This window comes from Burkholderia sp. NLJ2, from assembly GCF_049487195.1.
Lineage (GTDB): Bacteria > Pseudomonadota > Gammaproteobacteria > Burkholderiales > Burkholderiaceae > Burkholderia > Burkholderia pyrrocinia.
The window spans coordinates 2817042-2836112 of sequence record NZ_CP137810.1 but is presented as its reverse complement, the minus strand read 5'-3'; the positions used below and the strand labels follow the sequence as shown (position 1 = coordinate 2836112).

Sequence of the window (19071 nt, the reverse complement as noted above, 5' to 3'; positions counted from 1 at the left end):
GAATCACCGGAATCCTGGAGGTCCCGATCATGAAGCGTCTGATCCAAGCCGTTGCCATTGCCCTGGTCGTATCGGCCCCGCTCGCCGCGCAAGCGCAGTCGAATCAGCCGCTGACACGCGCGCAGGTCCGCGCCGAAGTGAAGGCGCTGAAGCAGGCCGGCTTCCAGTCGAGCGACTGGTTTTATCCGGCCAGCATCGTTTCCGCCGAAGCGAAGATTGCCCGTCAGCACGACGCCGGCTACGGCAGCGATCGCGGCGCGTCGTCGGAGTCGGGCCAGTAATCCGTCGTCCGGCGCGCTCGACGATGCCTACGTGCGCCGTTACGCCTTCACGGGCTGGATCAGCTTCGCGCACGCCGCTGCCTGCGGATCGCCCGCGGGCAGCTTCCCGCAGACACCGTCGAACTGCTTCACGACCGACCGGACCGACGCATCGTGCGCGCCGCCGCTGCGCCAGCGGTTCAATTGCGTGACGACCTTTGTCAACGCGCGCAGGTTCGCACCGTAGAACGCGTCCCGGGTCTTGTCGGCCTGCGCGAGCACGCTTGCGGCAATCCCTTCGATGCGCGCCGAATCGTCCGGCGCCAGTTCAACCGCATTCGCAAAATAGGTCGCGCCCCAGCGCAGCTTCGTCGCCGGCCCGCTCGCCGAGTCGTATGCCTTGCGATACCAGTCGAGTGCCGCGGTCTTGTCGCCGCGCGCCTTCGCATTCGCGGCCAGTCCCGACATGAAGTAGTACGGCGTTGACGAACGCGGCAGCTCGGCCTTCAGCAATGCATCCGACTCGTCGTACAGCCCCGCGTCGGTCAGCGTGTCCGCGCCTTCGCTGACGAGCGCCTGCCGTTCATACGCATTCGCGGCGCCCTGCACCGACGCGGCAATCTGCTTGCGCGCGGTGTCGGCCAGCGCCGGCGCAGCGAGCGGTGCGCCCTTGCGCGCGTCGCCGCGCGCGAGCAGCACGCGGCCGTGCAGCGCCATCAGCCGGTCGATCGACGACAGCGTGGTGTCGGTCGACAGGCGCGCGAGCGCCGTGTCGTACGCGCCGCGCAATGTCGCGCGCTGCGCGTCGTCGCCGCCGAGATACGCGACCACGCGTGCGGGCGCCGCGACCAGCACGTCCGAATCGGCCCGCGACAGCGCGGAATCGCGCAGCACCGTGCGCAGCGAATCGGCGAGCGCCGCCTTGTCGAGCGCGCCGGCCTGCGCCGGATCATCCGACGCGGCGACCACCGCCGACTTCAGCGCGAAGCGCGCCGATTCGGCCTTCGCACCCGCCGCCCGCGCGCGTTGCGCGAGCGACTGCAGCGTCTCGGCGACACGATCGGCCGGCACCGGCAGCGCGCCGTCGGTATCCCACGAATAATCGGCCAGCAGGCGCCATTCGTCCGGCGTCAGCGATGCGCCGTTCTTCAGCGCAGTTGCGAGCGTCTGCCGCACCGGATGCGCGGCCGTCATCCCGAGCGACAGCGCCTGCATGTAGCGGTCGAGATCGGCCTCGCCCGGCAGCCGCGTCACTTCGGTGCCGTCGGGGCGGAACAGGATCATCGTCGGATAGCCGTGCACCTTGAAACGCTCGCCGAGCTTCTGCGCGCTTTCGGTATCGCCGTCGAGATACACGGGCACGAAGAACGACGAGCGGGTCTTGAATGCCTGCTGGCTGAAGATCGTCGACTTCACCTGGTTGCACGACGGGCACCACACCGCGCCCCAGTAGAGCAGCAGCGGCTTGCCGGTGCGCTTCGCCAGCGCGAAGGCGGCATCGACATCGCCGTGCTGCCACGCGATGCCGGGCGGCAGATGCGCGCCTTCGAGCGACGCGCTCGACACGGGGGTGCCCGCAGGTGCGGCAGCGGCAAACGCCGCACCCGCGGCGGCGAACAGACAGGCGGCAGTCAGATTCCGGAGAGCGGTTTTCATCGAAGCGGGTTCCGTTGAAAGAGACGGTTGCGGGAAGGTGTGTCACGCGAAACGATGACCATGAAGCGTTGTTCACGAAACGAAGAAGCGTACCGACGTGTGGCAAGACGCAGGCCGGAATGCGGCGGCGCATGGCGCGCGCAACGACGCAAAAAGCGGACGCCGGCCGAAGCGACCGGCAAATCGATCAACGATACGACCAGCGCAGCCCGCGGGAAACGAACAAAATCTCGAATGAATATGACGCGCGACACTGCAGAAGCGCGTTCCGTCACGCGTGCGCCGATCGCCCGTTCACGCCCGGCCCTTGATCCGCGCCATGTGATACACGGCCTCGTGCACGCCGTCGCGCAATGCATAGCCCGGCGATTCGCCTTCGATCCGGAAACCGTGCTTCTCGTAGAGCGCGATTGCCGCGCGGTTGTCGGTGAACACGGTCAACTCGAGACGCGTGATGTTCAGCCAGTTTTCCGCGAGATCGATCGCGGCCGCGAGCAGCCGGTGGCCGACGCCGCGCCCGTGATGGGCCGCATCGACCATCATGCCGAGCCCCGCCGCATGGCGCCGGCGCGGATTCGGCTCGACCTGCAGGCCGAGATGGCCGACCACCGCGCCGTCGATTTCGGCGACGAGGCTCACGCCGCGCTCGTGCACGTTTTCGAGCCGCTTCTGCCATTTCTCGAGCGACGGAAACGGATGCTGCAACGTATTCATGTACACCGCGGGATGGGCGGCGATCTGCCGGATCGCGTCGACGTCGTGCGTCTCGCTGTGCCGGATCTTGATGTCGGTCATGGGTGGGCCGGTCCGAAAAGTCGCACCTGCGGTGCGGACTGCGCACATGCGCAGCAACTTTTCGAGCTTATCCGATTTCACGCATTTGAAACATGGGCGTCACGTCGTCGCGCGATGCCGTTGCATCCGCAACGACACGCAATCACGCTGCCGGCCGCGATTCGGAAAAATATGACCGATTCCGCTTGCGGCGATCGGCAATTCCTTACCCCCTTCCGTCATGCATCGCGCCCGAACCAATCGTTGCGAACACAACGTCACGCGCGCGACATGCGATGTCATTTCTTCATCACGTCGACGTCATGCCGTCTCCCTGGACTGGGTGCCGCCCAGTCCGGCATGCGTCGGCCCGGTGTGTGCCGACGTCCTGGCCCGCGCGTGCCGATGTGGATCGTGTCGCTGTGGAGCCGCGGCGGCTGGGTCAACTCGCAGGTGTTCGACCATACGTCGACGCTGCTCTTCCTCGAGAAGCGCTTCGGCGTCGCGGAGCCGCAGATCAGCGCGTACCGCCGCGCGGTGTGCGGCGACCTGACGAGCGCGTTCAACTTCCGCTCGCCGAACCACGAACCGCTGCCGACGCTCGCGGGCCATACGACGAAAAACCAGGTCGACGCGCTGAGCGCCGCGCAGCAAACCGCGCCGAAGATCGTGCCGCCGGCCGCGCCGGCGCTGCCTGCGCAGGCCACCGGCGTGCGCCCGTCGCGCGCGTTGCCGTACGAGCTGCATACGAGCGCGCGGACCGATGCCGGCACCGGCACGGTCACGCTGAAGTTCGCGAACACGGGCCGCGCCGCCGCCGTGTTTCACGTCTACGACAAGCTGCATCTCGACCGCCTGCCGCGGCGCTATGTCGTCGAGCCGGGCAAGACGCTGCACGGCGACTGGGCCGCGCGCGCCGACAACGCCGGTAAATATGACCTGTGGGTGCTCGGCCCGAACGGCTATCACCGCCGCTTCACCGGCGACCTGAGCCGCCTGGCCGGTGCGCGCGCGCCGCATCCGGAAGTTCGCGTCGGCTATGCGGGCGCGAGCGGCAACCTCCACCTGCGGCTGCGCAACGACGGCGGCGGCACGGTGCGCTTCACGGTGAAATCGAACCAGGTTTACGGGCCGCTGTCCGGCCGCGGCGCGAACGGCGATCGCGGTCATGGCCACGGCAACGAGGACGGCAACAGCCAAGGTCACCATTACGGCAATGGCAACGGCACGGGCACCACGTGGACCGTCACGGTGCGTGCCGGCGACCAGTCCGAACTGCACTGGAAGCTCGACTCGACCGGCCATTGGTACGACTTCATCGTCACCGCGGACAGCGACGCGAGCTTCTCGCGCCGCGTGGCCGGCCGTGTCGAAACGGGCCGCCACTCGGTCAGCGATCCGGCAATGGGGTTGGCCGACCGCTTCTGACGCTGCTGCGGCGACGCGCGTTGCACCGCGTGTCGCCGCCCGCGCCGGCGCGGCCGCGAAAGCCGGTCGGGCGCCGGCCGCGGCCGCGCCCGATCCGGCTGAAACGCCCGCCTGGCGCGGGTCAAACATCAGAGGGATCGGTGGTTCAGCCCTCATTTCGCCCCACGAAAATGCTCCGTGTTGCGGCCCGTTCGCGTTAAACTGCGACAAGCTGTATTCAACAAAGACATCTTTGCCGCTACGGCATCCACGACACGAGGATAGGTTCGATGCGCACAACCGGCTCATCCGGGGCAATGACCCTGCTCACCGAACACGACCCGGCCGACGGCCGCGAACTGCGGTCGCTCCGGCTCGAAGCAACCGGCGACGGCAAGAGCGTGCTGCTGATCGAGATCGACGAACGCAAGCCCGGCATCCACCGCGAGGTTCGCTACGAGATCACGCCGGCCGAACTGATCGCGGCGATCCGCTCGCACGGCGCCGAGCTGCCCGGCGAAAACCACGGCGCCGCGTCGCTCGCCCGCACGTCCTCCTGATTTCGACCGGTGAGCCCGCGCGCAGCGCGCCGGCTCACCGGTATCCCCCTGCCGCCGTCAGGCGCTTTCCGTCATTCCCGCCGCTGTCTTGAAAATGGCCGATAATCGGCCCATCTGCGTTTCCTGCCCACGCATTTCCTTTTCGGCCAAGCCGTCATGCTCCGTGACCTCGTCGCCCAATACGGGCCGCTTCTCGTCTTCGCCAACGTGCTCGCGGCGGCCGTCGGCCTGCCGGTGCCCGCGATGCCGACGCTCGTACTGTTCGGCGCGATGTCCGCGATGCATCCGGAGATGATCGGCTCGCAACTGGTGACGGTGGTGGCGCTGTCGGTGCTCGGCGCGCTGATCGGCGACACCGTCTGGTACGTCGCCGGGCGGCGTTACGGCGGCACGACGCTGAAGACGATCTGCCGGCTGTCGCTGTCGCGCGATACCTGCGTGAGAAAGACCGAGCGCTTCTTCGGCCGCTACGGCGTGCGCGTGCTCGCCGTTGCACGCTTCATCCCCGGGCTGTCGCTCGTGTCGGTGCCGATGGCCGGCGCGCTCGGCACGCGCTATCGTACGTTCGCCGGTTACGACGCACTCGGCGCCGCACTGTGGACGATCGTCGGGCTGGTGGTCGGGATCGTGTTCTACCGGCAGATCGACTGGCTGTTCGCCGGCGCGAGCCACCTCGGCCACGCGGTGCTGCTGGTGATCGTCGCACTGCTGGCCGTGTACGCGGCGATCCGCTGGATGCGCCGCCGCACGCTGATCCGCCAGCTCGCCCATGCGCGGATCGGCGTCGACGAACTCGAAAATCTGCTGCGCGACGCCGCCGCGCCGGTGGTGCTCGACGTGCGCTCGCCCGAACATCGCAAGCTCGACCCGTTCTCGATTCCCGGTGCGCAGTTCGCCGACGAGCGGCAGATCGCCGACATCGTCGCGCGCTATCCGTTCTCGCAGAAGTTCGTCGTGTACTGCTCGTGCCCGAACGAAGTAACGGCCGCGCTGATGGCGAAGCGCCTGCTCGACGCAGGCTTCACCGATGCGCTCGCGCTGCGCGGCGGCCTCGACGCATGGCGCGATACGGGCCGCCAGGTCACGTCGCTCGCGGAAGAGATGCCCGCCGCGTACGATCCGGTCGCGGGGTTGCACAAGCCGGCCTGAGCGCACTGCTCGCAGGCCGGCCGCGCGATGCGGGGGACTCGGCGTCCCCCTTCGATCAGAACGCGTGCAGCGGCAGGTTCACGACCAGACGGTACTCCTTGTTCGTCGCGTCGGAGTAGTGAGTCGAACCGGTGTGCCACATCGCGATGAACGTGACCTTCGTGTCCTTCAGCTTGCCGCTCTGGAACGTGTACGACGGGATGAAGCCGAACTCGTGGTGACGGCCCTGCACCGGCGCGCCGTTGCTCCAGTAGATGCTCGACTTGGTCGGGTCGTTCGCCGCGCCCGCGCTGCCGTCCGCACCCCAGCCCGTCACGCCCCAGACCATTGCCTTGAAGCCCGGCAGGCCCGCTTCCTTGCCGTAGAACGTGTAACGCAGCTGCAGCGACTTTTCGTGCGGCGCGTTGTAGTCGACGTCCATCGAGTTGGTCAGGAAGATGCCGTTCGTTTCGTTCAGGTAGTCGAAGAACTGGTCGCCGAGCACCTGCTGGAAGCCGAGCAGCAGCTCGTGCGGGCCGTGCTGCGCGGCCACCGACAGGCTGTATGCGTTGTTGTCGATCTTGCCCTGCCGCGCGTCGCCCGTGTCGTGCGTCGAGTAGACGTTGCCGAAGCCGGTCCACTTGATCGTCTGCGGGCTGCCGATGCTGTGCTTCACCGACGCGTAGTACTGGTGCCACACGTCGTCGGCCTGGTTCGCGTACAGCGCGACTTCACCGTTCGGCGAGTAATCCCACGTGCCGCCGACGTAGGTCAGGCGATCGATGCGCGTGCCGCCGTATTGCGTCGTCAGGTTGGTGAGCGTCGTATGACCGCGCGCGTCGGTCTTCGTGAAGCTGCCGGCCTCGAGCATCACGTTCTTGAATTCATTGCTGACGATCGTCGCACCGAGGAACGTCGGCGGCAGCGCACGGTTGTCGTGCTGCTCCATGAACGGGTTGTCGACGGCCTGCAGACCGTACTTGACCACCGTGTTCGAGATGCGCGCCTTGATGTCGTAGATGCCCGGGTAGGCCCACGCGAGCTGGTTGCCGCCGCCGCCGCCCTTCGCGATGTGCACCATGCTGCCGGCGCCCTGGCCGCCGTCGAGCTTCAGTGCCGCATACAGCGACGCGTCGAAGCCGATACCGATCAGGCCGGTCGTATAGCCCGACTCGAAGTTCGCCATCGCGCCCTGGACCCATGCGTGGCGATGCGGGCCGCCCTTGCTGTCGAGCACGTCCGCATAGTTGCGGAACAGGAAGTCGAGATGGCTGTCGGCAATGAAGCCCTTCGACTTCGACTGCGCCGACGGCTCGTCGGGCGGCGTGACGGCCTGGGTCGCCTCGGCATTGATAATGGCGTTCGGGGTCGTTGCCTGCGCAACGGTCATGGCGGGTCCGGCGGCCGGTGCGGCCTGCGCGACCGTCAGCGGCGCGGGGGCCGCGTCGTCGGCGTGCGCCACGCCCGTCAGCGAGACGCCGGCGAGTGCCGGCAGTCCCCATGCAAGCAGCATCTTCGATGCCGTCCCGATCGTCTTCTGTTTTGTCATCGTCATTCTCGTCTTGTGTTGATATCGTCCACGCCGGTCGCGATCCGCTCCCGGCCCCCCGGCGCGCCCGGCTAAGGACGCGCCTGTACCCCGCGACGCGAAGATCGTTCGCGCCGCACCTGCCCCTGTTGACCAGCCTTGGTTTTGTTTGCCGCGTTACTTCAAATCACGCCGCGCCCGCACGAATGCACGCGACACGCGCCGCCGACCCCTGCCGCACTTCCGGCAGCGGCACGTCCTGCGCGCACGCGTCGATCGCGACCGGGCAGCGCGTGCGGAACGCGCAGCCGGACGGCGGGTTGAGCGGCGAGGGCATCTCGCCCGCCAGCAGCATCGGACGGCGAGCACGCTCGCGCGCCGGCTCCGGCGTCGGCGCCGCATCGAGCAGCGCCTTCGTGTACGGGTGCTGCGGCACGCCGTACACGTCATGCCGCGTGCCGAACTCCATCACGCGGCCGAGATACATCACGAGCACACGCTGGCTGATCGCCTTCACCACGGCGAGATCGTGTGCAACGAACAGATAGGACAACGACAGTTCGCGCTGCAGGTCGCGCAGCAGGTTCACGATCTGCGCCTGGATCGACACGTCGAGCGCCGAGACAGGTTCGTCGCAGATCACGAGCTTCGGCTCGCCGATCAGCGCGCGTGCAATGCCGACGCGCTGGCACTGCCCGCCCGAGAATTCGTGGGGATAACGCAGCAGGTGATGCGCGTTCAGGCCGACGCGTTCGAGCATCGAGACCACGCGGCGGCGCACTTCGGTGCGGCCGAGGCCGGCCTGATGCGTGACGAGCGGCTCGGCGACGACCTGCTCGATCGTCATGCGCGGATCGAGCGATGCGAGCGGATCCTGGAAGATCATCTGCACTTCGCGCCGCATCGCGTTGCCGCGCAGGTGATCGGGCGCAACGGCTTCGCCGCGCCATTTCACGGTGCCGGCCGTCATCGGCACGAGGCCGATCAGCGCACGCGCGAGCGTCGACTTCCCGCAGCCCGACTCGCCGACGAGCCCGACCGTCTCGCCGCGCTTCACGTCGAACGACACACCGTCGACCGCACGCAGCGTGCCCTTCGGCGACCACGGATAGCCGCCGAGCGGCACGCGGAAATGCACCTTCAGATCGTCGACGGACAGCAGCGTGTCGTCCGTCGCGCCGGCATGGCGGCGTTCATCGACGCTCATCGCAGACCTCCCGTCAGATCGGCCACGGGGCGGTGGCACGCGCGCACCGCGCCCACGGCGCCAAAGGTTTCGAGCGCGGGGCGCGCGGCGCCGCAGCGTTCTTCCGCATACGTGCAGCGCTTCGCGAATGCGCAGCCGGCCGGCGCGGTGCCGGGCATCGGCGGATTGCCGGGAATCGCGACGAGCGGCGCGTCGTCCGCGTCGGTCAGGCGCGGCAGCGCGTTGAGCAGGCCGATCGTGTACGGATGCGACGGCGCCGCGAAGATCGAATCGGCCGGCGCGTATTCGACGGTGCGGCCCGCATACATGACCATCACGTCGTCCGCGAGGCCGGCGACCACGCCCATGTCGTGCGTGATCAGCACGATCGCGGTGCCGCGCTCGCGGTTCAGCTCGCGCAGCAGGTCGATGATCTGCGCCTGCACGGTCACGTCGAGCGCGGTGGTCGGTTCGTCGGCGATCAGGATTTCGGGCTCGGACAGCAGCGCCATCGCGATCATCACGCGCTGGCGCATGCCGCCCGAGAACTCGTGCGGATACATGCGGATGCGCCGCGCCGCGTCGGGAATGCGCACCGATTCGAGCGCCTCGATCGCGCGCTTGGTCGCCGCCTTGCGCGACAGCTTGCGATGCAGCTGCAGCGTCTCGGTCATCTGCCGCTCGATCGTCAGGAACGGATTGAGCGACGTCATCGGATCCTGGAAGATCATCGCGATCCGGTCGCCGCGCACCTTGTTCAGCGCGCGCGTATCCATGTCGAGCAGGTTGTCGCCGCGATACCGCGCGGCGCCGGTCGTCGTGCCGTTGCCGGCCAGCAGGCCGAGCAGCGCCATCACGGTCTGGCTCTTGCCCGAGCCCGATTCGCCGACGATGCCGAGCGTCTTGCCGGCTTCGAGCGAGAACGACACGCCGCTCACGGCGTCGATCGGCGGCGCATCCTTGCGCGTGAAGCGCACGCCGAGGTTGTCGACTTCTAGTAGTGCACCCATTTCAGCGATCCTTCGGGTCGAGCGCGTCACGCAGGCCATCGCCGACGAAGTTCACGCAGTAGAGCGTCACGCACAGCATGACGGCCGGGGCCAGCAGCAGCCACGGCATCGATTCCAGTTTCTGCGCGCCGTCCTGGATCAGCACGCCCCAGCTCGTCATCGGCTCCTGCACGCCGAGGCCGAGGAACGACAGCACCGATTCGGTCAGCACGATGCCCGGCACCGACACGGTCGCGTACACGACGACCACGCCGAGCAGGTTCGGCACGACGTGGCGCAGCACGATCGACGTCGGCGTCACGCCGATCGCGCGTGCCGCGTCGACGAACTCGCGGCTGCGCAGCGACAGCGTCTGGCCGCGCACGACACGCGCCATGTCGATCCACGAGAACGCGCTGATGGTCAGCACGACCAGCATGAACGAGCGGCCGAACAGGGTCATCATCAGGATCGCGATCAGCAGGTACGGGATCGCGTACATCATGTCGACGATGCGCATCATCACGGAGTCGACGCGGCCACCCGCGAAGCCCGCGGTCGCGCCCCACGCGACGCCGAACAGGCCCGACACGAGCGTGCCGAGCAGGCCGACCTCGATCGACACGCGCCCGCCGATCAGCGTGCGCACGAGCAGGTCGCGGCCGAGCTCGTCGGTGCCGAACCAGTGCTGGTTCGCCCACGTCGGCGGCAGGCTGATCGAGCCCCAGTCGCTTGCAGCAGGGTCGGCCGCGAGCAACCACGGGCCGACGAAACACGTGATCGTGATCAGCGCGAGCAGCACGAGGCTGAACACGGCCGCGCGGTTGTGAAGGAAACGCGCCATCGCAAGCGCGAGCGGCGAGCGCGAACGCGGCGGCGAGTCGGTCTGCACGGGCAGGCCGACGACGGGAGTAGTCGGAGTCATCGCTGTGCCTCGCTCAATAACGGATGCGCGGATCGAGCCACGCGTACGCGAGGTCGACCAGCAGGTTGAACAGCACGGCGCAGACGGTGGTCAGCACGACGAGGCCGAGCACGAGCGTGTAGTCGCGGTTGATCGCACCGTTCACGACGAGTTGCCCGAGCCCCGGCAGCGCGAACACCGATTCGGTGACGACGGCTGCCGTGATCGACGAGATGCAGACCGTGCCGAACAGCGACACGACCGGCATCAGCGCGGGCTTCAGCGCGTGGCGCAGCACGATCGTCGAGCCCGGCAGGCCCTTCGCGCGCGCGGTGCGGATGTAGTTGCTCGACAGCGTCTCGATCATCGAGCCGCGCATCACGCGAGCGAGCAGCGACATGTTGATGAAGGTCAGCAACACGATCGGCAGCAGCCGGTACTCCCAGCCGCCGTCGCCCCAGCCGCCCGCCGGCAGCCAGCCGTTGCCGGCCGAGGTTTTCAGCAGGATCGCGAAGATCCACACGAGCACCGGGCCGAGCACGAACGGCGGCACGACGTTGCCGACGTTGCCGATCAGCATCACGATGCGGTCGATGAAGCTGTCGCGGCGCACGGCCGCGACGGTGCCGAGCAGCACGCCGAGCCCGATCGAGATCGGGATCGACACGCCGCCTACGCCGAGACTCACCGGCAGCGCCTTGCGCACGAGATCGTTCACGGACCAGTCGACATAGCGAAACGACGGACCGAGATCGCCGTGCAGCAGTGCGTCGAGATACAGCAGGTACTGCTTCCACAGCGGCTGGTCGAGGTGGTACTTCGCGTTCAGGTTCGCGAGCGTCGCCGCGGAAAGCTGCTTCTCCGTATCGAACGGACCGCCGGGTGTGAAGTGCAGCAGCAGGTAGCAGACGGTGACGACCGCGAGGATCGTCGGCACCGCCCACAACGTGCGTCTCAGTGCGTAGGCCAGCATGATCGCTCCGCTCAGTGCTTGATCAGGTACATGTCCTGCGAAGCACGCATGTCGATCACGTTCTTCAGCGAATAGCCGCCCACGTAGGGCTTCACGAGACGGTCGGCCGAGTACTGGAACAGCGGCACCATCGGCGTGTCGTTCAGCGCGAGGTCGTGTGCCTGCGTGAGCAGCGCGGTACGCGCCTTGTCGTCGAGCTTCTGGTTGCCTTCGTCGACGAGCGCGTCGGCCTGCTTGTTGCAGTAGCCGACGGTGTTCTGCGCGCTGCCGCAGCGCAGCAGGTCGAAGAACGTCATCGCGTCGTTGTAGTCGGCGAACCAGCCATCGCGCGCGATCTGCACCTTGCCGTCATGCCGCTCCTTCATCAGCACCTTGAACTCGACGTTCTCGAGCTTGGTATTGACGCCGAGCTTCGTGCGCCATTCCGACGCGGCGAACAGCGCGACCTTCTTGTGCAGGTCGTTGGTGTTGTAGGTCAGCGTGAACGCCAGCGGCTTCGCATCCGAGTAGCCGGCCTGCTTCAGCAGGTTCTTCGCCGTGTCGACGCGCTTGGCCATCGGCCACGACGCCCAGTCCGGCGTGAACGGCTGCACGCCCTTCGTGCCGTTCGGCATCAGCCCGTACATCGGCTTCTCGCCGGCCTGCGTGAGCTTCGAGGTCAGCACCTCGCGATCGAGCACCATCGACAGCGCCTGGCGCACGCGCTTGTCCTTCAGCGCCGGATCGCTGTTGTTCAGGTAGTAGTAGTACGTCGCGAGCTGCAGGCCCTGGCGCAGTTCGCCGCCGAACTGCTTGCTGACCTGCTGGAAGATCCCCGACGGAATCGAGTAGCTGTAGTCGATCTGGCCGGCCTGGTACATGCGCATCGCGGTCTCGTCGCTCTCGATCGGCAGGTACGTGACCTTGTTGATCACGACCTTCGGCGCATTCCAGTACTTCGCATCCTTCGAGATCACGATGCGGTTGTTCGGCTGCCAGTCGACCAGCTGGAACGGGCCGTTGCTGACGATGTTCCCCGGGCGCGTCCACGCGTCGCCGAGCTTCGTCACCGTGTCCTTGTTCACCGGCGCGAGCGGCACCATCGCGGTCAGCTCCGGGAAGAACGCGACCGGCACGTCGGTCGTCACCTCGAGCGTGTACGGGTCGACGGCGCGCACGCCGAGCGTCGACGGCGCGGCCTTGCCGGCGATGATGTCCTTCGAGTTCTTCACGAACTCGACGAGGATCGTGTATTTCGAGCCCGTCTTCGGATCGACGAGGCGCTGCCACGCATAGACGAAATCGGCGGCCGTCACCGGCTGGCCGTTGCTCCACTTCGCGTCGTGGCGAAGCTTGAAGATCCACGTCTGCGGCGTCTTGCGTTCCCACGACAGCGCGACGCCCGGCACGACCTGGCCGGCCGCATCGATGCGGGCAAGCCCTTCGAACAGGTCGAGCCCGATCGTGTTGCCGGTCCACGATTCGATGTGCGCAGGGTCGAGCGACTCGACCTCGGCGGGCACCTGTCGCGTCAGGTCCTGTTGAGGAGCGAGCGCGACGTTCGACGGAACGGTAACGGCGTGGGCGACGGGCGTCGTCAGGGCGAGCGCGGCCAGCACGGCCGACATGGCATGCAAGGATTTCATCGTGGCAGTCTTGAGAAAGTGAGTTCGGTGAGCGTCGCGCGGCGAATGCCGCGGCTTACGCGTGAGACGCTGACGGGTGCAGCGATTGAGGAGGCCCGTGATTCTCGTATTGCATTTTAGTATTCCTTACGTTTCTTTCGACAGGCATCCCGTCTTGGAAACGAAGGAATACCTGTGCGTTAGAACAGCCTCGGTGTACCGACCCAGACCACCACCGACTCGATCTTCGCGGTGTTGACCCAACTGTGCGGGACCGTCGACTGATAGTGCGAACTGTCGCCGGCCTGCAGGACGAACGTCTTGCCTTCCAGCGTCAGCGACACTTCCCCTTCAATCACATACAGGAACTCCTCTCCTGCATGTGTCGTCACTTCCGACCGCTTCTGCCCCGGCGGCAACCTCACGAGGATCGCCTCGAGCTGTCGCCCTTCGGATACGTTCGTCAGCCTCGCGAACAGGTTCGCCGAATCGGCAAACCCGAAGAAGCGCAACTGCTCGCCTCGGCAGACCGAGCGTTCCTCGCTCGGCGTATCCACGAAGTACTGCACCGTCACACCGAGCGCGTGCGCGATACCAGCCAGCGACGTCAATGACGGCGACGCGAGCCCGCGCTCGACTTGAGACAGAAACGGCTTCGAAATCCCCGCGGCGGTAGCGGTTTCGTCGAGCGTGCGCTTGAGTCGTTGGCGCAACGCGCGAATCTTGCTGCCCAGTACGGCGGCAGCGTCTGCGGACCGCGAGTTTTCAGTGGGGGGAACCATAGCAGGCCGAAAAGTGATCGTCAAAAAATGTTTGATGGAAAATAACTAAGTTAGATCGATATAGCTTAGTCTTCGGGTTCGCATACGTCTTCGATATCGAGCCCGGTGCACTAAACAGGGAACGAAGCGAGCGAAACGACGCGCTATCTTGCCAGACTCGCCGGCTTCACAGGCAAGCTGCAAGCGGCTCTCCGGGAATCTTCGGAGGCCCGGTCGACATGTTTACAAATAGATGACGAGACGAATGTTCCTGAAAGCTGCTGCCACATCGGGAGTTTCCCTGAGTGGCGCATACCTGACGCACCGGACCGGCGAACGTTACCATTCGCGCGCCGGTCGGGGCCACTCGCCGCCCTACCATGCGGTGTCCGACCCCGGCCCGGGCTAACCGCCCGACTGTTCCATCGCCAGCGCAAGACCTACCCGGCCCATTGTGCATCGGCGCCAGTTCGACCCCAAGACGACGCGCGATCCGTGCCGTCCGTTTCAACCGAGATTGATGATGCATTCACCTGTTTCACAAACCCGATCGTTTACGACGGTCTTCCTCATCGAAATGTGGGAGCGCTTCGGCTACTACGGCATGGCCGCGCTCCTGGTCCTCTTCATGGTCGACCGGCTCGGTTTCACCGACAGCCATGCGAACCTGACCTGGGGTGCGTTCACCGCACTCGTCTATGCGGCACCGTCGATCGGCGGCTGGATCGGCGACAAGGTGCTCGGCGCCCGTCGCACGATGATCATCGGCGCGGCCGTGCTGTGCACCGGCTACCTGATGCTCGCGGTACCGAACGACCAGCTCACGTACATGTATGCGTCGCTCGGCGTGATCGTCGTCGGCAACGGCCTGTTCAAGGCCAACGCGGCGAACCTCGTGCGCCGCATCTATGAAGGCGACGATGCGCGCATCGACAGCGCGTTCACGATCTACTACATGGCGGTCAACATCGGCTCGACGGTGTCGATGCTCGCGACGCCGTGGATCAAGGATCACTGGGGCTGGCATACCGCGTTCGCGGTCTGCTGCGGCGGCATGCTGCTCGCGATCCTCAACTTCATGCTGATGCACCGCACGCTCGCGCACGTCGGCTCGCAGCCCGACGACCAGCCGATTCGCTGGAAGCGCCTCGGCGCGGTCGCGGCAGGCGGCGTCGCGCTCGCGCTGATCACGCTGTACGTGCTGCAGCACAAGCAGCTCGCGGTCGCCAGCGTGTGGACGGCGGCGTTCGCGATCCTCGCGATCTTCGCGTACATGATCGCGAAGTCGGAGCGCTCGGAACGCGCGGGCCTGATCGCGGCGCTCGTGCTGATCGGACAGGTGATCCTGTTCTTCGTCTTCTACGTGCAGATGTCGACGTCGCTGACGCTGTTCGCGCTGCGCAACGTCGATCCGCGCTTCATCCTGTTCGACACGACGCTGTTCACGTGGAGCGCCGCGCAGTTCCAGGCGCTGAACCCGATCTGGATCATGCTGCTGAGCCCGGTGCTCGTGTGGGTCTACAACTCGGTCGCGAAGGGCGGCCGTGACCTGCCGGTCGCCGCGAAGTACGCGCTCGGCTTCGGCGCGGTCGCCGCAGGCTACCTGGTGTTCACGATCAGCGGCCGCTACGCGGTCGACGGCCGCGTGTCGTCGTGGTTCATGGTGTGGGGCTACGGCCTCTACTCGCTCGGCGAACTGCTGGTGAGCGGCCTCGGCCTCGCGATGATCGCCCGCTACGTGCCGGCGCGCATGAGCGGCTTCATGATGGGCGCGTATTTCGTCGCGACGGGCGTGTCGCAGTATCTCGGCAGCGTCGTCGCGAACTTCGCGCAGATGCCGTCGCACGAACTGCCGGCCACCGAATCGCTGCCGCTCTACCTGTCGCTGTTCGAGAAGCTCGGCTGGCTCGCCGCGATCGGCATGCTGCTCGCGCTGCTGCTGCTGCCGCTGATGAACCGCCTGTCACGCCAGCACCAACGTTGTGCGGAAGAGCGCCGCGAAGAAGCGCTGCAGGCGCAGGGCGCCGTCGCGGCCCAGTAAGTACTATCCCTTGGCGTGCGGCATGCACGCCACATTCTCCTGCCGGTTGCGCGATCGCGTCCTACACTGGTTGCAAGAAGCGCTTCAACCGAGACGCGCGACAGGCAGGGGAATACGATGAAAAGCAAGACCACGCGGATCCTGAGGATACTGTCGGACATCCGGCACGCCCAGCGCTGCACCGCGATTCGCGCCGCCCGGGCCGCAGCCGAAGTCGACGCGGTACTCGCGGAGCACGACGACCCGGCGCCGGACGAACGCGACGACGCCGAATCCGACGAAGCAACCGCCGCTCCCCGCTCCCGTATCGGCTCACCTCACTGACGCCGCGCGGCACGTTGCATGCCGCACGTGCCTCTTCCCGCGCCGCTCACGCGGCCGCACTGCGCCACCGCGCGATCCACGTTCCCGAACCGGCCACGGCCATCATCAGCCCGAGCGCGCATGCGTCGGCCACGAGGCCCACGCCGACATGCCGCAGATCGGCGCTGTGCGCGACCGGGTGCAGCAGCGAATCGATGACGAGCGAGATCGCCGCGCCCGCGACGAAGCAGATCAGCCCGCGCTGGCCGACCGCAACGACGGGCCGCACGCCCTGCGCGATCCGCGCGATCCAGCCGTAGCGCACGCAATCAGCCATCAGCCACGCGATGGCCGCGAAGCTCACGACGCGCGGCAGTGCGAGATCGCGCTTGAGCACGCCTTCGGGCAGCGGCAGCCCGGAGAACAGCTTGTAGCTCGCGCAACCGAGCACGACCGCGCACGCGACGCCGGTCGCCGCGGCGCCCCACCGCCCGAGCGCGATGTGCCGGTAGAACGGCTGGCAGCGCGCGAGCAGGCCGGCGACGAACAGCAGTTGCCATGCGAACGGGTTGAAGCTCCAGCGAAAGCCGTCGGTGTCCAGCAGCTCGGGGCCGAGCCAGCCCGCCGCCAGCCACGACGCGACGCTGAACGCGACCAGCAGCCACGGATGGCGGCGCGCGAACCGCATGAGCACCGGCGACGCGAGCGCGAACAGCACGTACATCGGCAGCACCGACGCGAGATACGGCTGGCGCTGGAACGTCAGCAATTCGGCGAGGCCCGTGAGTGGCGATGCGAGCATCACGCTGACGTCGTCGAGCGCGAGATTCGGCGCATCGATCCCGTAGTGATCGAGCACGGCCGATACGACGAGCATCAGCGTCGACGTCGCGAGAAACGCGCGGTAGATCTGCATCGCGCGGTGCACGAACCGGCGCTGCGCGGCGCGCGCGCCCTGCCGTTCGGCGATCGCGCCGTACGCGCTCGCGGTCGCGAAGCCGCCGAGGAAGACGAACACCTCGGCCGCGTCGCACAGCGCGAACGCGTGCAGCGTCACGTGCGACAGCACGCTCGCGCCGATGTGATCGACGACGATCATCAACAGCACGAGCCCGCGGAAAAAATCGACTTCGATCAGGCGGCCGCTGCGCGACGGCTGAACCGCGGCAGAAGACGGCATGCTCAACGACATGAGCGCACCTGCGCAACGGCGGCGCGACAGGCGCCGTGGAATGGATCGGGAAAGAGAAGGCGAGCGCGGTCAGCGGCGATACGCGTATGCCCGCATCGCGCCAACCCGGCCGGCCAGGCACGGGGATGACCGTTCATTGGAAAGCTGCATACGAAGGGAAGTCGGTCAGGCCAGTCTATGGCCGATCCGGGGAGACCCTAAGTAACAAAGTGCAACCGAATCTTCTGTTCGATTACAAGCGCGAGACCGGCGATATGAAGCAGGCAGTGTCGCCAGATTCACGCCAGCGCGACGCCAGTTTGCGGTCAGCATCGATGCGTTCGACCGCGGTTCGATCGTCGAGAGAAGCGCGATGCGCGGCGCGTTCCGTGCGACCACTGCACCGCAATCGGGATCGAAGCTTATCCGCGTGCGGGCAATCGCCGCATCAGCATTGTGCTGTGCCACGCGGTCAGCGCGACGGCGACCCAGATCGGCCCGTACGTCGCGAGCTTCGCGACGCTCAGCGTCTCGCCGAGCAGCAGCAGCGACACCGCGACCAGCAGCACGGGCTCGACGTAGCCGAGAATCCCGAACAGCGCCATCGGCAGCATCCGGCTCGCCTTCAGGTAGCTTGCGAGCGCGAGCGTGCTGAGCACGCCGAGCCCCGGCAGCAGCGCGGCCCACAGCACCGGATGGCTCGCGACGCGCGTTGCACTCGTCGCGACCATCGCGAACGCGATCGGGCACAACAGCACGATCTCGACCGCGAACGCGGCGAGCGAATCGGCGTTGATCCGCCGGCGCAGCACGAAATACGGCGGATAGCCGAGCGCGACGACGAGCGTCGGCCATGCGAACGCGCGCGTCGCCCACACTTCGTGCGCGACGCCGAGCGCGGCGCACGCGACCGCCGCCCACTGCAGCGGGTCGAGGCGTTCGTGATAGTAGAAGCGGCCGACGAGCACCATCGTCAGCGGCAGCAGGAAATAGCCGAGCGACACTTCGAGCATGCGGCCGTGCAGCGGCGCCCACAGGAACAGCCACAACTGCAGGCCGAGCAGCGCCGCGCTCGCGGGCAGCGCGATCAGCAAACGCCAGTCGCGCACGCTGCGCCGCGCGAGCTCGGCGAGCGCGGGCCAGCGGCCGCGCAACGCGATCAGCGCGAGCGCGCCCGGCGCGGTCCACAATACGCGCCACGCAAAGATGTCGAGCCCGGTGAGCGGCGCGAGCAGTTTCGCGTAAGCCGACATCAGCGCGAACAGCGTCGATGCCATCACCGACAACATGAGGCCGCGCCCGGCTTCCGGATACCCCGTCATGGTTGTTGCGCGCCTGTTACTGCTGCTGGAAACGCTCGAAGCGCCTTTCGGTCTGACGTTCCTCGAACGTCACCTCGGTCACGTGCGCGGCCGGCGGCCCGTGGCGCAGCCACGCGAGCATCCGGTCGATCTGCGCGCCGGGGCCCTGGATCATCGCCTCGACGCTGCCGTCCTCGAGATTCGCAACCCAGCCGCGCAGCTTCAGCGCATGCGCTTCGCGCACCGTCGCATGACGGAAACCGACGCCCTGCACGACGCCGCGCACCCGCACGTGGTAGGTCTCGATCCGTTCGTCCAGTTCATTGCGGCTCATCGCGTCGCCCTCCCGTTGCATTCAAGCCCGGCATTGTAGTCGCGTCGGCCGCTTCGCACACGCGTCCGGCGGACCGGCCGCGCGGCGCCGGAGATGCTCGGCCCGCCCAGGCGCCGGCCTTGCGTCGCCGCGCGCGCCGACCACGTACAATCTCGCCGACGCTCAACCGCCGTGCCGCTCGCGCGCGGCCC

General features: G+C 67.1%; 17 protein-coding genes and 1 pseudogene. 6 read left to right on the top strand and 12 right to left on the bottom strand.

The genetic code is table 11. The features are described from left to right. Window positions 1–29: 29 nt before the first annotated feature. Complete coding sequence (locus R9B84_RS35225; protein ID WP_423761974.1) at window positions 30–281, top strand: DUF4148 domain-containing protein; 252 nt, start codon at window positions 30–32, stop codon at window positions 279–281. Between the two features lie 39 nt (window positions 282–320). Here the strand turns inward: R9B84_RS35225 and R9B84_RS35220 are convergent, their stop codons facing one another. Continuing rightward, window positions 321–1916 (bottom strand): thioredoxin family protein, encoded by a 1596-nt coding sequence (locus tag R9B84_RS35220; RefSeq protein WP_423761973.1) that lies wholly within the window; start codon window positions 1914–1916, stop codon window positions 321–323. Between the two features lie 294 nt (window positions 1917–2210). Beyond that, window positions 2211–2711, bottom strand: coding sequence for a GNAT family N-acetyltransferase (locus tag R9B84_RS35215; protein WP_423761972.1), 501 nt, complete (start codon window positions 2709–2711; stop codon window positions 2211–2213). A 366-nt stretch (window positions 2712–3077) separates the two neighbouring features. Between R9B84_RS35215 and R9B84_RS35210 the strand changes: the two are divergent. From R9B84_RS35210 to R9B84_RS35200, 3 genes and pseudogenes are all read left to right on the top strand, one after another. Further along, a pseudogene (locus R9B84_RS35210) lies at window positions 3078–4118 on the top strand (phospholipase domain-containing protein); the annotation flags it as partial. Between the two features lie 269 nt (window positions 4119–4387). After that, a complete protein-coding gene (locus R9B84_RS35205) occupies window positions 4388–4657 on the top strand; it encodes a hypothetical protein (protein ID WP_011353737.1) in 270 nt (89 codons plus the stop codon). A gap of 156 nt (window positions 4658–4813) precedes the next feature. Beyond that, window positions 4814–5806 (top strand): DedA family protein/thiosulfate sulfurtransferase GlpE, encoded by a 993-nt coding sequence (locus R9B84_RS35200; protein WP_423761971.1) that lies wholly within the window; start codon window positions 4814–4816, stop codon window positions 5804–5806. A gap of 55 nt (window positions 5807–5861) precedes the next feature. On the opposite strand, the gene R9B84_RS35195 is transcribed toward R9B84_RS35200, so the two are convergent. From R9B84_RS35195 to R9B84_RS35165, 7 genes are all read right to left on the bottom strand, one after another. Further along, window positions 5862–7334, bottom strand: a complete 1473-nt coding sequence (locus R9B84_RS35195; protein WP_423761970.1) for an OprD family porin — start codon at window positions 7332–7334, stop codon at window positions 5862–5864. Between the two features lie 166 nt (window positions 7335–7500). Further along, window positions 7501–8520 (bottom strand): ABC transporter ATP-binding protein, encoded by a 1020-nt coding sequence (locus tag R9B84_RS35190; protein WP_423761969.1) that lies wholly within the window; start codon window positions 8518–8520, stop codon window positions 7501–7503. Beyond that, window positions 8517–9509: an ABC transporter ATP-binding protein gene (locus R9B84_RS35185; protein WP_096473271.1), complete on the bottom strand. Its 993-nt coding sequence runs from the start codon at window positions 9507–9509 to the stop codon at window positions 8517–8519. Before R9B84_RS35185 ends, R9B84_RS35190 begins: the two co-directional genes overlap by 4 nt. Window position 9510: 1 nt before the next feature. Further along, complete coding sequence (locus R9B84_RS35180) at window positions 9511–10413, bottom strand: ABC transporter permease (protein WP_096473270.1); 903 nt, start codon at window positions 10411–10413, stop codon at window positions 9511–9513. A 13-nt stretch (window positions 10414–10426) separates the two neighbouring features. Further along, on the bottom strand, window positions 10427–11365 hold the full coding sequence (locus R9B84_RS35175; protein WP_262546797.1) for an ABC transporter permease subunit: 939 nt from the start codon (window positions 11363–11365) through the stop codon (window positions 10427–10429). Window positions 11366–11376: 11 nt separating this feature from the next. Next, window positions 11377–12990 carry a peptide ABC transporter substrate-binding protein gene (locus R9B84_RS35170; protein ID WP_423761968.1) on the bottom strand — a complete coding sequence of 538 codons (1614 nt, stop codon included), beginning with the start codon at window positions 12988–12990 and terminating at the stop codon, window positions 11377–11379. A 179-nt stretch (window positions 12991–13169) separates the two neighbouring features. Next, complete coding sequence (locus R9B84_RS35165) at window positions 13170–13751, bottom strand: cupin domain-containing protein (protein WP_423761967.1); 582 nt, start codon at window positions 13749–13751, stop codon at window positions 13170–13172. A gap of 499 nt (window positions 13752–14250) precedes the next feature. Here R9B84_RS35165 and R9B84_RS35160 point away from each other — a divergent pair, with 499 nt between their 5' ends. Beyond that, entirely contained in the window at window positions 14251–15771 is a 1521-nt protein-coding gene (locus tag R9B84_RS35160) for a peptide MFS transporter (protein ID WP_423761966.1), read from the top strand. 117 nt (window positions 15772–15888) lie between these two features. After that, window positions 15889–16095, top strand: a complete 207-nt coding sequence (locus R9B84_RS35155; protein ID WP_423761965.1) for a hypothetical protein — start codon at window positions 15889–15891, stop codon at window positions 16093–16095. A 46-nt stretch (window positions 16096–16141) separates the two neighbouring features. Here R9B84_RS35155 and R9B84_RS35150 read toward each other — a convergent pair whose 3' ends face one another. The 3 genes from R9B84_RS35150 to R9B84_RS35140 all read right to left on the bottom strand — a co-directional run bounded on the left by R9B84_RS35150 (window position 16142) and on the right by R9B84_RS35140 (window position 18880). Then, a complete protein-coding gene (locus tag R9B84_RS35150) occupies window positions 16142–17266 on the bottom strand; it encodes an OpgC domain-containing protein (protein ID WP_423761964.1) in 1125 nt (374 codons plus the stop codon). A gap of 401 nt (window positions 17267–17667) precedes the next feature. Further along, window positions 17668–18567 (bottom strand): EamA family transporter RarD, encoded by a 900-nt coding sequence (gene rarD / locus R9B84_RS35145; RefSeq protein ID WP_423761963.1) that lies wholly within the window; start codon window positions 18565–18567, stop codon window positions 17668–17670. 16 nt (window positions 18568–18583) lie between these two features. Then, the gene (locus tag R9B84_RS35140; protein WP_047903726.1) at window positions 18584–18880 is read right to left on the bottom strand and encodes an acylphosphatase; all 297 of its coding nucleotides are present in this window, start codon (window positions 18878–18880) and stop codon (window positions 18584–18586) included. Window positions 18881–19071 lie beyond the last annotated feature (191 nt).

Bases quoted from the DNA above. Each gene is read 5' to 3' on its own strand.
- R9B84_RS35195 (WP_423761970.1), bottom strand. From the start codon at position 7,334: ATGACAAAACAGAAGACGATCGGGACGGCATCGAAGATGCTGCTTGCA.
- R9B84_RS35160 (WP_423761966.1), top strand. From the start codon at position 14,251: ATGATGCATTCACCTGTTTCACAAACCCGATCGTTTACGACGGTCTTC.
- R9B84_RS35185 (WP_096473271.1), bottom strand. From the start codon at position 9,509: ATGGGTGCACTACTAGAAGTCGACAACCTCGGCGTGCGCTTCACGCGC.
- R9B84_RS35180 (WP_096473270.1), bottom strand. From the start codon at position 10,413: ATGACTCCGACTACTCCCGTCGTCGGCCTGCCCGTGCAGACCGACTCG.
- R9B84_RS35175 (WP_262546797.1), bottom strand. From the start codon at position 11,365: ATGCTGGCCTACGCACTGAGACGCACGTTGTGGGCGGTGCCGACGATC.
- R9B84_RS35140 (WP_047903726.1), bottom strand. From the start codon at position 18,880: ATGAGCCGCAATGAACTGGACGAACGGATCGAGACCTACCACGTGCGG.
- R9B84_RS35205 (WP_011353737.1), top strand. From the start codon at position 4,388: ATGCGCACAACCGGCTCATCCGGGGCAATGACCCTGCTCACCGAACAC.
- R9B84_RS35165 (WP_423761967.1), bottom strand. From the start codon at position 13,751: ATGGTTCCCCCCACTGAAAACTCGCGGTCCGCAGACGCTGCCGCCGTA.
- R9B84_RS35220 (WP_423761973.1), bottom strand. From the start codon at position 1,916: ATGAAAACCGCTCTCCGGAATCTGACTGCCGCCTGTCTGTTCGCCGCC.
- R9B84_RS35170 (WP_423761968.1), bottom strand. From the start codon at position 12,990: ATGAAATCCTTGCATGCCATGTCGGCCGTGCTGGCCGCGCTCGCCCTG.
- rarD (WP_423761963.1), bottom strand. From the start codon at position 18,567: ATGACGGGGTATCCGGAAGCCGGGCGCGGCCTCATGTTGTCGGTGATG.
- R9B84_RS35155 (WP_423761965.1), top strand. From the start codon at position 15,889: ATGAAAAGCAAGACCACGCGGATCCTGAGGATACTGTCGGACATCCGG.
- R9B84_RS35200 (WP_423761971.1), top strand. From the start codon at position 4,814: ATGCTCCGTGACCTCGTCGCCCAATACGGGCCGCTTCTCGTCTTCGCC.
- R9B84_RS35190 (WP_423761969.1), bottom strand. From the start codon at position 8,520: ATGAGCGTCGATGAACGCCGCCATGCCGGCGCGACGGACGACACGCTG.
- R9B84_RS35215 (WP_423761972.1), bottom strand. From the start codon at position 2,711: ATGACCGACATCAAGATCCGGCACAGCGAGACGCACGACGTCGACGCG.
- R9B84_RS35225 (WP_423761974.1), top strand. From the start codon at position 30: ATGAAGCGTCTGATCCAAGCCGTTGCCATTGCCCTGGTCGTATCGGCC.
- R9B84_RS35150 (WP_423761964.1), bottom strand. From the start codon at position 17,266: ATGTCGTTGAGCATGCCGTCTTCTGCCGCGGTTCAGCCGTCGCGCAGC.